This window comes from Pseudotamlana agarivorans, from assembly GCF_018860245.1.
In the GTDB taxonomy this organism is placed as follows: Bacteria; Bacteroidota; Bacteroidia; order Flavobacteriales; family Flavobacteriaceae; genus Pseudotamlana; species Pseudotamlana agarivorans_A.
The window spans coordinates 69344-86226 of the sequence record NZ_JAHKPD010000004.1 but is presented as its reverse complement, the minus strand read 5'-3'; the positions used below and the strand labels follow the sequence as shown (position 1 = coordinate 86226).

Annotated in this window: 10 protein-coding genes and 2 tRNA genes; 4 read left to right on the top strand and 8 right to left on the bottom strand. The window is 34.9% G+C overall.

What is annotated here, in order from left to right; all coding sequences use genetic code 11:
• Positions 1 to 25: 25 nt before the first annotated feature.
• From KO493_RS01025 to KO493_RS01015, 3 genes are all read right to left on the bottom strand, one after another.
• Positions 26 to 100: transfer RNA gene (locus KO493_RS01025), tRNA-Pro, on the bottom strand.
• Positions 101 to 124: 24 nt separating this feature from the next.
• A tRNA-Ser gene (locus tag KO493_RS01020) sits at positions 125 to 208 on the bottom strand.
• Between the two features lie 94 nt (positions 209 to 302).
• Positions 303 to 2357 (bottom strand): HD family phosphohydrolase, encoded by a 2055-nt coding sequence (locus tag KO493_RS01015; protein WP_216066097.1) that lies wholly within the window; start codon positions 2355 to 2357, stop codon positions 303 to 305.
• Positions 2358 to 2564: 207 nt separating this feature from the next.
• Here KO493_RS01015 and KO493_RS01010 point away from each other — a divergent pair, with 207 nt between their 5' ends.
• Positions 2565 to 3743, top strand: coding sequence for an acetyl-CoA C-acyltransferase (locus tag KO493_RS01010; protein WP_216066096.1), 1179 nt, complete (start codon positions 2565 to 2567; stop codon positions 3741 to 3743).
• 9 nt (positions 3744 to 3752) lie between these two features.
• The gene (locus KO493_RS01005) at positions 3753 to 4502 is read left to right on the top strand and encodes a C40 family peptidase (protein ID WP_216066095.1); all 750 of its coding nucleotides are present in this window, start codon (positions 3753 to 3755) and stop codon (positions 4500 to 4502) included.
• Between the two features lie 132 nt (positions 4503 to 4634).
• Here the strand turns inward: KO493_RS01005 and KO493_RS01000 are convergent, their stop codons facing one another.
• Positions 4635 to 5888, bottom strand: a complete 1254-nt coding sequence (locus KO493_RS01000) for a tetratricopeptide repeat protein (protein WP_216066094.1) — start codon at positions 5886 to 5888, stop codon at positions 4635 to 4637.
• Between the two features lie 33 nt (positions 5889 to 5921).
• Entirely contained in the window at positions 5922 to 8465 is a 2544-nt protein-coding gene (gene gyrA / locus KO493_RS00995; RefSeq protein ID WP_216066093.1) for a DNA gyrase subunit A, read from the bottom strand.
• 261 nt (positions 8466 to 8726) lie between these two features.
• On the opposite strand from gyrA, the gene KO493_RS00990 reads away from it, so the two are divergent.
• Positions 8727 to 11279 (top strand): ATP-dependent Clp protease ATP-binding subunit, encoded by a 2553-nt coding sequence (locus KO493_RS00990; protein WP_216066112.1) that lies wholly within the window; start codon positions 8727 to 8729, stop codon positions 11277 to 11279.
• A gap of 158 nt (positions 11280 to 11437) precedes the next feature.
• Here KO493_RS00990 and KO493_RS00985 read toward each other — a convergent pair whose 3' ends face one another.
• A complete protein-coding gene (locus KO493_RS00985; RefSeq protein WP_216066092.1) occupies positions 11438 to 11896 on the bottom strand; it encodes an Lrp/AsnC family transcriptional regulator in 459 nt (152 codons plus the stop codon).
• 161 nt (positions 11897 to 12057) lie between these two features.
• Between KO493_RS00985 and metE the strand changes: the two genes are divergently transcribed.
• Complete coding sequence (gene metE / locus KO493_RS00980) at positions 12058 to 14361, top strand: 5-methyltetrahydropteroyltriglutamate--homocysteine S-methyltransferase (protein ID WP_216066091.1); 2304 nt, start codon at positions 12058 to 12060, stop codon at positions 14359 to 14361.
• Positions 14362 to 14549: 188 nt separating this feature from the next.
• Here metE and KO493_RS00975 read toward each other — a convergent pair whose 3' ends face one another.
• Both KO493_RS00975 and KO493_RS00970 read right to left on the bottom strand, forming a co-directional pair.
• Positions 14550 to 15866, bottom strand: a complete 1317-nt coding sequence (locus KO493_RS00975) for an MFS transporter (RefSeq protein WP_216066090.1) — start codon at positions 15864 to 15866, stop codon at positions 14550 to 14552.
• Between the two features lie 69 nt (positions 15867 to 15935).
• Positions 15936 to 16757 carry a M48 family metallopeptidase gene (locus tag KO493_RS00970; RefSeq protein ID WP_252723125.1) on the bottom strand — a complete coding sequence of 274 codons (822 nt, stop codon included), beginning with the start codon at positions 16755 to 16757 and terminating at the stop codon, positions 15936 to 15938.
• Positions 16758 to 16883: the final 126 nt, after the last annotated feature.

Here is a 16883-nt window from a genome sequence, read left to right as displayed (position 1 = left end):
CTTAAGATTTATGAGGTTTTTTTTGTCGGGGTGGCAGGATTCGAACCTGCGACCTCCGCGTCCCAAACGCGGCGCGATAACCGGGCTACGCTACACCCCGATAATAGGTTATCTAAAAATATTGCGGAGAGACCGGGACTCGAACCCGGGCAACACTTACGCGTTGACAGATTAGCAATCTGCTCCATTACCACTCTGGCACCTCTCCTAAAATTTTAATAAGAACTTGCAATAATTTGCGGTTGCAAAAATATATTAAAGATGCGTATCTCACAACTTTTTTACTCCCTTTTTTTTAAAAATTATTCAGGGTACTCAATGCGCAAATGGTAAATATTTGCTAGCTTGTGTTTTAGCACTTTTTTGATGGATTCTATTTCTTTAAAAGTAATGTTGGCGTTAAGAAATTGTCCTTCTTCTATTTGCTTATTTATAATCTTTTCAACAAAAGCTTCTATTTTTGTCGAGGTTGGTTCTTTCAAACTTTTAGAAGCTGCCTCGATACTATCACACATCATTAAAATAGCTGTTTCTTTACTAAACGGTTTCGGTCCAGGATAACTAAAATCTAATTTATCTATTTCGACATCTGGAAACGATTTTTTTTCTTGCATATAGAAATAATAAACCACACTTGTGCCATGATGTGTTCTTATAAAATCGATAACACGGTCTGGAAGATTATTTTTTCGTGCTATTTCTACCCCATTTATAACATGATCGGTTATAATTCGAGCACTTTCTCTAGATGATAATTCATCATGAGGGTTAATCCCTGTAGATTGATTCTCTGTATAATATGTAGGCTGCTTCATTTTACCTATATCGTGATACAAAGCCCCTACTCTAACTAGCATGGCATTGGCTCCAATTTCATTAGCAGAGGATTCAGCTAAATTAGCCACATTTAAAGAATGATGAAAAGTACCTGGGGCTTTATTAGCCAGTTCTTTAAGTAACCTGGAATTGGTATCCGACAACTCTAAAAGGGACACATCTGAAACAAGCCCAAAAAGTTTTTCATAGGCATAAATTAAAGGTTGGACAAACAAGGTTGCCAATCCGCACAAAATAAACCAAATAAAAGTTTCCCACTTTAAATCGTCAACACTGCCTTCATGAATTACAAAAAAAGCAAAATAAGCAATGATATAAATTAAAGTAATTTGACCTACTGAAATAAATAAATTGGCACGTTTATACAATTCTGAAACCGTTAAAATCGTGACAATTCCTGCTATAATTTGAAGAAACATATACTCATAACTATTCGGTACAATAAATCCAATAAGAAGCACTGTGAGTACATGGGAGAACAAGCCTAAGCGCGCATCAAAAAAAGCTTTAAAAATTAAAGGTAAGATGCAGATAGGAACGATATAAATATACTTTGAATTATAATTTGCGACTAAAGTCGTAATAAAAATAATTAATGAAATATTAAAGAAAATAAACGTAACTTTAGTATTATTCTCAAAAACCTCCATCCTATATTTTCTTAAAAACAACAACAGCATAAGTAATGCTAAGGCAACTAATAAGGTATATGCGAATAAAACCCAGTTATAATTGGCTTCATTCCAAACTTGAGATTCATATTCAGACTGTAATGACTTTAAAATTTGATATTTACCTCCTTCAACAACCTCTCCTTTAGAAACTATTAGCGTTCCTTTAACGACACTTCCTCTTATATATGCGATTTTCTCAAGGTCACCTTGAAGCGCTTTATCAGTAAAATTTTTATTAAATTTAAGATTAGGATGAACCAAATCAAAAAACAATGCGACAAACTCTGTTTTAAATTGAAATAAATCACTTTTATCCAGAACTTTATTAATTATTGGAGTAATATTATCTTGACCAACCAAATTTGAATAAAAACCATCTTGTATTTTCTCTCTACCATTCAAAATAGCAATAGATTGACCATCGGGATAATCATGATTTTCGTCTAATACACCGAATTCATATAGCTCAGAAATGATTTTCTCTCCAGCTTTCTCCAATTTATTAGCGTCAAATTTATTTAATGAATCAACTAATCGTACTTTAAATTCAGTATGAAAAGCATCCATAACACTTTTTTCAATAGAATCATTAAGATCAAAATACAAAACAGAATGCTCTTTAATGACCTTTTTTTCTTCAGCAATCTCAGTTTCCGTTTTTCTTATAGCAAAATCAAAAGGCGCATATAAATTCTCTGACTGCCAAGGTTTCCCTTTTTCAAAATTATATTTGAATTTTCCGCTTTTAGGATACAAATACACGATTAAAAAAGTAGTGAAAATGAATAATAATCCTTTATAAATAAGGGAATGGTTTCTATATAATTTATTAATGAAGTCTTTCATGAAGTGTTATGCATTCCTAATTTAAAATGAACTGTAGTGTCCATATAATCATTTCGTTAAACATCAAATTTCAAATTTGAATGTGGCTTATAGGAATCAAATGTAATAAATTTATAAGCTTTTACCGTTTTTTATAATGACTGAATCCTTCAAAATTCTGCTAAAAAATTGCTATTTTCGCAAGTACCTAAATTAATAATTTCAACCATGGAACAAGAAGTCGTTATAGTTTCTACCGCAAGAACACCCATTGGGAGTTTTATGGGGAGTTTATCCACCATTCCAGCACCTAAATTAGGAGCTATCGCTATTTCTGGAGCTTTGAATAAAATCAATTTAGAGCCTGAATTAGTTGACGAAGTTTTAATGGGACATGTTATTCAAGCAGGAACGGGACAAGCACCAGCAAGACAAGCAGCAATCTATGCTGGAATTCCTAACACGGTACCTTGTACAACCGTAAATAAGGTATGTGCTTCTGGGATGAAAGCTGTCATGCAAGCTGCACAATCTATAGCACTAGGAGATACAAACATTGTAGCCGCTGGTGGAATGGAAAACATGAGCTTAATACCACACTATTTATATACCCGTACTGGTACTAAATTTGGCCCTTCAACGCTTATTGATGGTATGCAAAAAGATGGGTTAATTGATGCATTCGACCAAAATGCTATGGGCGTTTGTGCTGATGCTTGTGCATCCAGGTACGACTTTAGTCGAGAAGCCCAAGACGCATACGCTATCCAGTCATACAACCGTTCTAGTCATGCTTGGGAGGAAGGTAAATTTGATAATGAAGTTGTACCTGTAAAAGTACCTCAACGTCGTGGAGAACCCCTTATTGTATCTAAAGACGAAGAATTTACCAATGTGAGAATGGATAAAATTCCGCAATTACGACCAGCTTTCACTAAAGATGGCACAGTAACTGCTGCAAATGCTTCAACTATAAATGATGGCGCTGGAGCTGTGGTTTTAATGAGTAGAACTAAGGCAGATGAATTGGGTTTAAAGCCTTTGGCTACAATTAAGAGTTATGCCGATGCCGCACAAGAACCTGAGTGGTTTACAACGGCTCCTGCTAAAGCGCTCCCTAAAGCTTTAAATAAAGCCGGAATTACACTCAATGACGTAGATTTTTTTGAGTTTAATGAAGCCTTTTCAGTGGTAGGTTTAGCGAATATGAAATTATTAGGGCTTACAGATAAAAACGTCAATGTAAATGGAGGAGCGGTTTCTTTAGGCCACCCTCTCGGTTGTTCTGGAGTTAGAATTATCATTACATTACTCAACATTTTAGAACAGAATAATGCAAAAATTGGTGCAGCCGCTATATGTAATGGTGGTGGTGGCGCATCAGCAATTGTAATAGAACGAAATTAAAAGTATTTAATGCAATACGGTATTTGTAATTTAAGCATTGTTCCGCTTCGAAATGAACCTTCAGACCCCAGTGAATTGGTTTCACAGGTACTCTATGGTGAAATTTTCAAAATCATAGAACAACGTAAAAAATGGAGTAAAATTAGATTGGCTTTTGATAGCTATGAAGGCTGGATAGATAATAAGCAATACATAGAAATTTCAGAAGAAAACTATAAAACTATCGACCGAGAAAATATAAAGCTTTCAACAGATTTGGTTGAATTTATTGAAGACGAAAATCAGCAAATATTCCCTATTTCTATTGGCTCAACACTAAATGGACTCACTCTTATAAATCATCTTTATGACGGAAGCTCTATTCAAAATCAATTAGAAAAGTCGAACATCATTCAAATAGCATTTCTTTATTTGAATTCCCCTTATCTGTGGGGTGGAAAAACACCATTCGGAATAGACTGTTCTGGGTTCACCCAAATGGTATACAAGCTTAATGGGTATAAATTACTACGTGATGCGTCTCAACAGGCGACACAAGGTGAAGCTTTAAGTTTTATTGAAGAAAGTGAACCTGGGGATTTAGCATTTTTTGATAATAGCGAAGGCACTATTATCCATGTTGGAATTATCATGGAAGACAATTATATCATTCACGCCCACGGTAAAGTACGTATCGATAGACTTGATCACTCTGGAATTTATAATGTTGATAAAAACGAACACACCCATAAATTACGTGTAATTAAAAAGGTAATTTAACGAAAAATCTCTAAAAGATTCCTTTATTTCAATATGCGCACTCAATGAGTAAATACACGAAAAGCAAAAAGTTTAAACATAAAAAAAGGGCGCTTATAAAAGTGCCCTTTTTTTATAGCTGGTAAACTATATTTATTTTCCAGAAGCCTCTAATGCCTCTACCTTTTCTTTCATTGCCTTAGATTTTTCAGATTCTCCAAGAATGCTATAAATATTCATTAAGGTTTTCGCTGCATTGATGTTTGAATCATCCAGTTGTAATGCTTTTGATAAATAAGGAACTGCTTCCTTATATAAGTTTTGACGATTCTCTCTTAATTCATCATAACGATCATTATCTTTTTTAGAAGTTCCTAAACCATTCATTTCTTCAATCATAGGTTTTTCACCTGCTAATATCAATGCAGATAAATTTATATATGCATTCACATAATTAGGATCTAATTCTAAAGCCTTTTGATAGTACTTTTTAGCTTCATCAGGATGGTTACTTTCCGCAGCAATCACCCCTAAATTATATTGTAATTCAGGATTTTTAGGATCCATAGCAATAGCCTGCTTTAAAAGAGACTTAAACTCCTCGGTGTTCCCCATTTTATAATGCACATTGGCTTCAGACAAAATTAAGTTCACATCATTTGGACTTTCTGCTCTAGCATCTTTCATCGCGGCAAGTGCTTTTTCATCTTTACCTTGGCTTACATAAATAAGTGCAACATTCTTTACAATTTCCGGCTTTTTAGAGTCCGTCGTACGTTCACCCGGCTTAATATGACTTTTAGATCTAACGTACAAATCTCTAGTGTTTTTATCTAAAATCTCTTCCTTTTTAGTTTCTACATTCGTAGCAAAGTATTCTTTAGCAATTCCAGTATAACCTAAGTTTTTAAGCTCTTCATACAAAGTTAAAGCTCTATCATACTCCGGAACACTTACCGACATCGTAGCCGCATAATATAAATAAACAGTATCCTTTGTATTTAATCTATACGTTTTCTCAAAATATTTTGAAGCTTTAGAAAAATCTTTACCTTCATACGCCGTGTTCCCAGATGTAACTAGACTAGTCACCATTTTCTGTTTGAGGTCTGCAGTCTCCTGAATATAATCACCTTCTACATTTGACAGACTTTCAATAGCAGCATCAATGTCCTTCATTGAGCCCTTACCGTTTGCATAAAGCGCTTCAGCATTTAAATAGTAATATTTAGCCTTAAGCTTGCTATCCATTTCACCCTTTAACGCCTCTGCTTGACTTAGAGCTGTTTTAGCTTCAGAAAAGTTGCTCGATTTAATAGCTTTTTCAGCTGTTTTCAATTCCTTTTTTTGTGCAAATGAAAATGCACCCATTGAAATTGCCAAAGCTACAATAACTTGTTTCTTCATTTTTATGATCTATTTATTTAATTATAATATGTTTTAATTATCAAGAGTTGTACCGTCTTCGGCAGAACCTGTGTTTTCAGGAGTTTCTTCCCCTTCTATTAACTCTACTTCATCCTCATCATGCATCACTTTAGCAACGGCTGCAATTGAATCATTTCCTTTTAAGTTTATCAACTTAACGCCTTGAGTGGCTCTTCCCATAACTCTCAAGTTTGCAATAACCATTCTAATTGCGATACCAGATTTATTGATAATCATTAAATCATCGTTATCTGTCACACTTTTAATAGCGACTAAACTACCTGTTTTTTCAGTTATAGAAATCGTTTTAACACCTTTTCCACCTCTATTAGTTACTCTATATACTGGCTCTCCATCTTCTGGATCATCAATATATGTGCGTTTTCCATACCCATTTTCAGATACAACTAAAACAGATTCTTCCTGAGAATTTTCAATAGTAACCATGCCAATAACTTCATCTTTATCATGAGCTAAAGTAATACCACGAACCCCAGATGCCCCACGTCCCATTGGTCGTGTTTTAGCCTCTTCAAAACGAATGGCTTTACCTGATTTTAACGCCAACATCACCTGACTGTTTCCAGTCGTTAGTTTAGCTTCAAGTAATTCATCGTTATCTTTAATAGTAATCGCGTTTATACCATTGGTTCTTGGACGCGAATACTGCTCTAAAGCTGTTTTCTTAACCTGACCATTTTTAGTAGCCATAATCACATAATGGCTATTGATATATTCTTCATCCTTTAAATCTTGAGTACAAATAAACGCCATAACTTTGTCGTCTTGCTCAATATTTATAAGGTTTTGAATCGCTCTACCCTTTGAAGTTTTACTACCTTCTGGAATTTCGTATACACGCATCCAGAAACATTTTCCTTTTTGGGTAAAGAACAACATATATTGGTGGTTAGTTCCCACAAATAAGTGTTCTAAGAAGTCTTCATTCCTTGTCGTTGAAGCCTTTTGCCCTACACCTCCTCTATTTTGAGTTTTGTACTCTGTAAGTGAGGTACGTTTAATATATCCGGCATGAGAAATGGTAATAACCACTTGCTCATCTGGAATCATATCTTCAATACTTAGATCGCCACCTGCATACTCTATTGTTGAACGGCGCTCATCACCATACTTATCTCTAACAACTTCTAATTCATCTTTAATGATATTCATTCTACGCTCTTTGCTAGACAAAATATCTTTAAGATCTGCAATTGTTTTCATGATTTCTTCATACTCTGCACGCAATTTGTCCTGCTCTAAGCCCGTTAATTGACGAAGACGCATTTCAACAATCGCTTTGGCTTGAATTTCAGAAAGCTTGAAACGCTCAATTAAATTCGCACGGGCTTCATCTGCATTAGACGAGCCTCTAATGATTTTAATAACTTCATCAATATGATCAGAAGCAATAATTAATCCTTCTAAAATGTGTGCTCTTTCTTCCGCCTTGCGTAATTCATATGTTGTTCTTCTAACAACAACCTCATGTCTATGCTCAACGAAATAATGAATTAATTCTTTAAGGTTTAACAACTGCGGTCGTCCACCTACAAGTGCAATGTTATTTACACTAAAAGAAGACTGTAATGCTGTATATTTAAACAAAGTGTTTAATACGATATTAGGAATAGCATCACGTTTTAAAACATAAACGATACGCATTCCGTTTCTATCAGATTCATCTCTAATAGTTGCAATACCCTCTAATTTTTTATCATTTACCAAGTCAGCAGTTTTTTTAATCATATCTGCCTTATTCACTTGGTACGGAATCTCATTTACAATAATACATTCACGTCCATTAACCTCTTCAATATTGGTTTTTGCGCGCATAACAATACGCCCTCTACCTGTATGAAAAGCCTCTTTAACGCCATCATAGCCATAAATAGTTCCCCCTGTTGGAAAATCTGGAGCTTTAATATGCGTAATAAGTTCGTCTATTTCAATATCATTGTTTTCAATATAAGCGATAGTTCCGTTTACAACTTCTGTTAGATTATGAGGTGGCATATTCGTTGCCATACCTACCGCGATACCTGAAGCCCCATTAACTAATAGTCCAGGTATTCTTGTTGGTAAAACAGTTGGTTCTTGAAGTGTGTCATCAAAGTTTAACTTATGATCTACAGTCTCTTTGTCAATATCTGCCAACATGTCTTCTGAGATCTTACGCATACGGGCTTCCGTATAACGCATTGCTGCAGGACTATCACCATCAATGGAACCAAAGTTCCCTTGTCCGTCTACGAGCATATAACGTAAACTCCATTCTTGAGCCATACGCACCATAGCATCGTAAACCGATGTATCACCATGTGGATGATACTTACCTAAAACTTCTCCAACTATTCTTGCGGATTTCTTATGTGCTGAATTTGCTCTAACACCTAGTTCATGCATACCATAAAGTACACGTCTATGAACCGGTTTTAAACCATCTCTTACATCTGGTAAAGCACGAGACACAATGACTGACATTGAATAATCAATGTAGGCCGATTTCATCTCATCCTCAATATTAATAGGGATCAATTTCTCTCCTTCTGCCATAAATATTCTTATTTAATTTTATGTCTTTTTCAAAACACGCTAATATAAGACTTTCATCAGTCATGGCAGGACAATAGCGCTTATTTTTTCATGTAATTTATTAACAATTACAACGACTATATTATTAATAAGTTATGACGCGTAAAATATTGATATTATGAAGTTTTTTTCGTCAATTAGCAATTTACCGACAAAAAAAGGAACAGTTTTTGTCTTTGGTAAAATGTTTTATTATTTTTAATGCAGAAAGGACAGAGATTTATGGATGATAATTTTTCCCCAAGAGTAAAAGATGTGATTGCTTACAGCAAAGAAGAAGCCCTGCGTTTAGGCCATGATTTTATTGGCACAGAACATTTAATGCTTGGACTTCTACGTGATGGAAACGGAAAAGCTATAAGCATTTTAAATGCTTTAGATATCGATTTAAACCATTTAAGACGAAAGGTTGAGATACTTAGTCCTGCAAACCAAAACATAGTCGTAGCTTCAAATCAAAAAAAGAACTTACACCTAACAAGGCAAGCAGAACGCGCTTTAAAAACGACATTTTTAGAAGCGAAGTTATTTCAAAGTACCTCAATAAATACAGCGCATTTACTGCTTTGTATTTTAAGGAATGAGAATGACCCCACTACAAAGCTTTTAAACAAGCTGAAAGTTGACTATGACAATGTTAAAGAACAATTTAAACTTATGATTACAAACGACAACGATGATTATATAGATCCAAAAGCTGAATTTCAAGATGATGGCTCTCAAGCCGAAGACGACTCTTCGAAAGACAATATATTTAACGCACCTACTGGAAGTAAATCAAACAAGAAGTCTAAAACCCCTGTTTTAGATAATTTTGGCCGTGATTTAACCGCCCTTGCGGAAGAAGGTAAACTTGACCCTGTTGTAGGTAGAGAAAAAGAAATACAACGTGTTTCTCAAGTTTTAAGTCGAAGAAAGAAAAACAACCCGCTTTTAATTGGTGAACCTGGAGTGGGTAAATCTGCAATTGCTGAAGGTTTAGCCCTTAGAATCATAAAACGTAAAGTTTCTAGAATTCTTTTTAACAAACGTGTAGTGACTTTAGATTTAGCAAGTTTAGTTGCTGGAACGAAGTACCGCGGACAGTTTGAAGAGCGTATGAAAGCTGTTATGAACGAGCTTGAAAAAAACGACGATGTCATTTTATTTATTGATGAAATCCACACCATTGTTGGTGCTGGCGGAGCTACTGGAAGTTTAGATGCTTCTAACATGTTTAAACCCGCATTAGCACGTGGCGAAATTCAATGTATTGGTGCCACCACTTTAGATGAATACAGACAATATATTGAAAAAGATGGCGCTTTAGAGCGACGTTTCCAAAAGGTTATTGTGGAACCAACTACTGTTGATGAAACCATTGAAATACTAAATAATATAAAAGGCAAATACGAAGAACACCATAATGTTGATTATACACCGGAAGCTATTGAGGCTTGTGTAAAATTAACCAACAGATACATGTCTGAAAGATTTCTTCCAGACAAAGCTATTGATGCTTTAGATGAAGCGGGGTCTCGAGTTCACATCACAAATATTGATGTACCAAAACAAATAATTGAACTTGAAAAACAATTAGAAGGTATTAAAGAAACGAAAAATGCCGTTGTTAGAAAACAAAAATATGAGGAGGCAGCTAAACTTAGAGATGATGAAAAACGCATTGAAAAAGAATTAACTATCGCTCAAGAAAAATGGGAAGAAGATACCAAACAGCACCGCGAAATTGTTACAGAAGACAACGTGGCAGATGTCGTTTCTATGATGACTGGCGTACCTGTTAATAGAATTGCTCAAAAAGAAATTAATAAACTTGCCGAACTACCTGAGCACATTAAAGGCAAAGTTATTGGTCAAGACGAAGCTGTTGCCAAAGTGGTAAAAGCCATTCAACGAAACCGTGCTGGACTAAAAGACCCTAATAAACCAATTGGTTCATTTATCTTTTTAGGTCAGACTGGTGTCGGAAAAACGCAATTAGCTAAAATCTTATCACGAGAGTTATTTGACAGTGAAGATTCTTTAGTAAGAATCGACATGAGTGAATACATGGAGAAATTCGCTATATCTCGCTTAATAGGAGCACCTCCAGGATACGTAGGCTATGAGGAAGGCGGACAGTTAACCGAAAAAGTAAGACGCAAGCCGTATGCTGTCATTCTTTTAGATGAAATAGAAAAAGCGCATCCAGATGTGTTTAACATGCTACTTCAAGTGCTTGATGATGGATATTTAACAGATAGTTTAGGTCGAAAAATTGATTTTAGAAACACCATTATAATAATGACTTCTAATATAGGTGCTCGTAAACTAAAAGATTTCGGAACAGGAATTGGATTTGGCACCTCTTCTCAAAAAGCTCAAGAAGATGCCAATGCAAGAAGTGTTATTGAAAATGCACTTAAAAAATCGTTTGCACCAGAATTTTTGAACAGAATTGATGATGTTATTGTATTCAACCCGTTAGAAAAGGAAGACATCAACAAAATCATCGATATCGAACTAGAAAAATTATTATTTAGAATCGAAGGGCTTGGTTACCACCTAACACTAACAGAAACTGCTAAAGATTATATTGCAGAAAAAGGTTTTGATAAACAATATGGTGCACGACCGCTAAAAAGAGCCATTCAAAAATATGTTGAAGATGCTTTAGCTGAAGAGATTGTTACTTCACATTTAGAAGAAGGTGATAAAATTAAAATCGATTTAGATAAAATCACAGATGAATTAAAAATCTCTATTGATAAGGCTGAAAAACCTACAGAATCTTAGATTATAATTTATGAATATTAAAAAGCTCGAAATTTAGTTTCGAGCTTTTTTATGATTACAATTTACTTAAGTTCCCCTCTTGACTCCCAAGGCTAGCGCTCGTTTGAAACGAGTTCCGTCAGGAGTAAGCAACACAAGCACTATCATAAACAATATATTCAAATAGGCACAGCATACGAATTCTTGATTTCCCCCATAACAAAAGTACTGTGTGCACTTCCTATGTTCTTAATGCTTCCTAAGTGGTCTAAAACAAAATTCTGGTATTCTTTCATGTCGCTCACTAATATCTTCAGGAAGAAATCGTAGTCACCAGAAATATTATAACACTCCACGACCTCCTTCAGCTTTATAATATCAGTTACAAATTGATTACCTATTTCTCTGGTATGCTCTTTTAAAGTCACATTACAGAACACCATCAAGCCTTTGTTTAACTTTTCGGCATCTAAAACAGCAATGTAGTTTTTAATATAACCGCCTTTTTCCAACTTCTTTACACGCTCAAAAACAGGCGTTGTCGATAAATTAACCTTAGCAGCTAATTCTTTAGTAGTTAAATCAGATTTTGCTTGAAGCAATCTTAATATCCGTAAATCAATTTCATCTAATACCATTGTAGAAATATTTTCTATTAAACCTTTTCAAATTCATCACTAGAAGAACAGAAGTCTTAAATTTTAATCTAAAATAGCGTTTGCATCTGAATATATACTCAAATTATTATAATATATTCTTTAGATATAATTTTGAACAGTAATAAAAACTATAATAAATTATGAAAACTACTATTTTAGGACATCCAAGAATCGGACGCAAACGTGAGCTAAAAAAAGCCTGTGAAGCTTTCTGGGCTAACAACATAGATGAAGCATTTTTAGTAAATACGGCTTCAGAAATTAAAAAACAAAACTGGTTACAACAACAAGTATTAGGCATAGACGCTATTCCTTCAAACGACTTTTCATTTTATGATCAAGTACTTGACACTTGTTTAACCTTAGGTTGTATTCCAAAGCGCTATAACGCTATAGACAAAGACAACTATTTAGAACTGTATTTCGCCATGGCACGTGGCTTACAAAAAGACCACATTGATGTCACGGCTATGGAAATGACCAAGTGGTTTGACACCAACTACCATTATATTGTGCCTGAATTTGAAAAAGACCAAAACTTCGAATTCTTCTCAAAGAAAATTATTGAAGAATATAAAGAAGCCTTAAGTCTTGGCGTTAAAACAAAACCGGTATTAATTGGCCCGGTTACCTTCTTATTACTGGGAAAGGAAAAGGAACCTGGTTTTCATAGGCTCGAGTTGTTATCTCGTTTATTACCCGTTTACTTTGAAATCCTTAGCGAGCTAGATGCTTTAAATATTAAATACATTCAGTTTGATGAACCCTGCCTGGCGTTAGATCTAAGCATTCAAGAACGTGATGCTATTGCTTCTACTTATGAGCAAATGGCTTCTCAATTTCCAAACATCAAAATATACTTGGCCAATTATTTTGATTGTTATGGCGATAACTTAGACATGGCGCTTCAACTCCCTGTTGACACCCTTCACTTGGATTTAGTTCGTTGTCCGTCTCAACTTGATGATATTTTAGAATCTAAATATTTTAATCCTGAAACGAAATTAGCCTTAGGACTCATTGATGGTAGAAATATTTGGAAAAACGATTTTGAAAATTCACTGAAATTCATTGAAAAAGCTTCTAAAAAAATTCCGTTAGAGAACCTATGGATTACGGCTTCTTGTTCCCTACTTCATACGCCTTATGATTTAGATTTAGAAACCCAATTATCATCTGAAATTAAACAATGGTTAGCGTTTTCAAAACAGAAAATTGAAGAAATTGTGGCGCTTAAAAACTTATCTTCGGAAGAAAATAACGCTTATTTATATCTTTTTGAGGAAAACAAACTCGCGAATTTAAACAGAAAACGATCGAAGCTCATTCATAATGATGCTGTAAAAGTCCGCATTTCCAATTTAAAATCCGAAGACAGCCAACGAAAAAGTGAATTTAGTCTGAGGCAAGTCAAGCAGAAGCAATCACTAAACCTCCCCTTATTCCCCACCACAACAATAGGTTCGTTTCCACAAACTAAAACAGTAAGAAGCCAACGTCTTCAACATAAAAAGGGAGCACTTTCTCAAGAAGCCTATAACCAATTTATAGCCAAAGAAATTGAAGATTCTATTCGTTTTCAAGAAAGGATTGGCTTAGACGTGTTAGTGCACGGTGAATTTGAACGTAATGATATGGTTGAATATTTTGGTGAAAAACTTAACGGATTTGCATTCAGTAATTATGGCTGGGTACAAAGCTACGGAAGCCGCTGTGTCAAACCCCCTATTTTATTTGGTGATGTTTCTCGTGAAAAACCGATGACCGTTGATTGGTCAAAATACGCACAATCTTTAACCGATATTCCTGTAAAGGGCATGTTAACGGGACCAGTTACTATTTTACAATGGTCTTTTGTTCGAAATGACCAACCCCGAGCCACCACTTGCAATCAAATAGCTTTAGCAATAAGAGATGAGGTGATTGACCTTGAGAATAATGGTTTAAAAATCATTCAAATTGATGAACCTGCTATTCGCGAAGGACTTCCGCTAAGGAAAGAAGAATGGCAAAACTATTTAGATTGGGCTGTAAAAGCCTTCCGTATTTCTGCTAGTGGCGTAAAAGACAAGACGCAAATTCATACACACATGTGTTATTCAGAATTCAACGATATTATTTCGAATATTGCCGACATGGATGCCGATGTGATTACTATAGAAACCTCGCGATCTAAAATGGAATTATTAGATGCTTTTGTGAATTTCAAATACCCAAATGAAATTGGTCCCGGTGTTTACGACATTCACTCTCCAAGAGTGCCTTCATTACATGAAATTGAGGACTTACTTACTAAAGCGAAAAATGTATTGCCTCATGGTCATATTTGGGTAAATCCTGATTGTGGACTAAAAACACGAGATTGGCCCGAGACCAAAAAAGCCCTTAAAGTTCTAGTAAATGCAGCCAAAAAACTTAGAAAATCTGAATTAGAATACGTTTAACTAAATGTTGTTCTAGAAAATTAAAACACTAAAAAATCTTAGAGCTTGTCCGAACCACTTGTAATTTTTACTAATTTTTGGCAAGCTCTTTTTTATTACAAGAAACTATTATCATATTTCCATACAAATTAGCGAGATACCGAATCAAGTTCGGTAGGACGAGTTTAAAATTATATGACACTAAAATTTTATTCATGACCTGTGACCTCCGTGTTGTTTTCCTTAGGTACACATAACAACAAAATAATACCTCCCAAAAAGAACACAAATAAAAACAAAATAGAGTTTCGCATGCTTCCAGTAATTTGGTCAATACTTCCATAAATTAGCATACCTATAACGATACCAATTTTTTCAGCCACATCAAAAAAGCTAAAATACGATGTCGTATCATCCGTTTCAGGCAAAAACTTTGAATAGGTTGAGCGTGCTAGCGACTGAATTCCTCCCATGACCAATCCAACAAAGGCTGCCGCGATATAAAATTGCAATGGCGTATACATGAAATAAGCATAAAAACAAATGCCCATCCAAATACCATTAACGTAAATTAATGCTCTGATATTACCAAATTTTTCAGATGCTTTTGACGTTAAATAAGCACCCAAAATCGCAACTAATTGAATCACTAAAATACTCACAATTAACCCCACAGTTCTCTCATCATCACTTCCCCAACTAATTTCCTCTTCCCCAAAATAAACAGCCACCAACATAATGGTTTGAACCGCCATACTAAACACAAAAAAGGCATACAAATAACGTTTCAATCTTAAATTATTATTTAATTCTTTCCAAACTAAGCGCAGTTCTCTAAATCCGTTAAAAACAACTGCTCGGGTCACTTTCCCTCCCGATGAAGTACCTTTTGGCAAATAATAAAAGGAATACTGACTAAATAGCATCCACCAAACACCTACAGAAACAAAAGAAAAACGCATCATTTGCATTTTGGCTTCTCCTGAGTCTTGAGTCATTACCATGGCTAAATTTATAATCAATAAAATAACGCTGCCTACATAACCTAAAGAAAATCCCTTAGCACTAATATGGTCTTGCTGTTCTTTAAGAGCGATATCTGGTAAGTACGAATTATAGAATACTAAACTTCCCCAGTAGCCTATAAGGCCCATAAAATAAAATAATAAACTCAGGTGAATTTGCTCTAAATTAAACCAATATAGACCAATACAACCGGCACTACCTAGGTAGCAAAAAAACTTCATGAAATTTTTCTTGTTCCCTACATAATCTGCTATACCGGATAATAAAGGAGACATCACGGCAACCACTAAAAAAGTAAAAGCAGTTACAAAGGTTATAAGTGCCGTGTTTTTCAACTCAAAACCAAAAGCAACTACCGTTTTAATTTCTGAAAGAAATAAGGATGAATAAAAAATAGGAAATAATGATGAGGCAATCGTTAAAGGGTATACCGAATTTGCCCAATCGTAAAAGGCCCACGCATTAAGAAGTTTTTTACTTCCTTTTTTAAGTTTTTCCATAAAAAAAAGCTGCTTTTTTTAAGCAGCTTCTAAAGTAAACAAATATTTTAATTTGGCTTCCTAATTAATCTATTCTCTAAAAGAAGTAACCCCAAATTTCTTTGCCTCATGAATAGCATGAGGTGCTAATTCCCTTAAATTTGAAATACGTGAATCGTTAGATGGATGCGTGCTTAATAACTCTGACGGCTCTCCTCCACCGCTATTTGCTTTCATACGTTCCCAAAGTGACGCCGCTTCAGTAGGGTCATAACCAGCTATGGCCATAATGTACAATCCAATTTTATCAGCCTCGGTTTCATGACTTCTGCTAAAAGGAAGCATAGCCCCTACTTGAGTTCCTACACCATAATATTGATTAAATAAGTTTCTATCATTTTCATCCTGTAAAACAACATTACCGGCAACTGCTCCAAACTGTTGCAACATCCCAGCACTCATACGCTGTTGTCCATGATTAGCTAAAGCATGAGCCACCTCATGCCCCATAATAACAGCAACACCCGTTTCGCTTTTTGCCACAGGTAAAATACCTGTATAAAAAACTATTTTCCCCCCTGGCATGCACCATGCATTTTCAGTAGGATCATCAACCAAATGATATTCCCATTTATAATCGTTTAAATAACCATGATAACCATTTGCTGATAAATAACGTTCTGATGCTGCTGCAATACGCTCACCTACTCTTGAAATCATTTGAGCATCTTCAGTTCCTGTAACCACTTTGTTTTCTGATAAAAACTGATCATATTGCGCGAAAGATGTAGGAAATAAATCCGAATTAGGTACTAAAGCCATCGTTTTCTTGCCAGTAAACGGGTTTGTAGCACATGAATAAATAACTACTGCTAAAACTAATAAAGGGAGTAATTTTTTTATTTTTATCATTCTGAAAAATTGTTTTTAATTGAACCATAATTGAGCGCTAAATTATATTTTATTCTTTAAAAACATTAACGCTATCGCTTTAAATTGTTTAAAAATTAATCGTGTTATGTATTACTTTTTTTAACG

Bases quoted from the DNA above. Each gene is read 5' to 3' on its own strand.
- gyrA (WP_216066093.1), bottom strand. From the start codon at position 8,465: ATGGCAGAAGGAGAGAAATTGATCCCTATTAATATTGAGGATGAGATG.
- KO493_RS01000 (WP_216066094.1), bottom strand. From the start codon at position 5,888: ATGAAGAAACAAGTTATTGTAGCTTTGGCAATTTCAATGGGTGCATTT.
- KO493_RS01005 (WP_216066095.1), top strand. From the start codon at position 3,753: ATGCAATACGGTATTTGTAATTTAAGCATTGTTCCGCTTCGAAATGAA.
- KO493_RS01010 (WP_216066096.1), top strand. From the start codon at position 2,565: ATGGAACAAGAAGTCGTTATAGTTTCTACCGCAAGAACACCCATTGGG.
- KO493_RS00990 (WP_216066112.1), top strand. From the start codon at position 8,727: ATGGATGATAATTTTTCCCCAAGAGTAAAAGATGTGATTGCTTACAGC.
- KO493_RS00975 (WP_216066090.1), bottom strand. From the start codon at position 15,866: ATGGAAAAACTTAAAAAAGGAAGTAAAAAACTTCTTAATGCGTGGGCC.
- KO493_RS00970 (WP_252723125.1), bottom strand. From the start codon at position 16,757: ATGATAAAAATAAAAAAATTACTCCCTTTATTAGTTTTAGCAGTAGTT.
- metE (WP_216066091.1), top strand. From the start codon at position 12,058: ATGAAAACTACTATTTTAGGACATCCAAGAATCGGACGCAAACGTGAG.
- KO493_RS01015 (WP_216066097.1), bottom strand. From the start codon at position 2,357: ATGAAAGACTTCATTAATAAATTATATAGAAACCATTCCCTTATTTAT.
- KO493_RS00985 (WP_216066092.1), bottom strand. From the start codon at position 11,896: ATGGTATTAGATGAAATTGATTTACGGATATTAAGATTGCTTCAAGCA.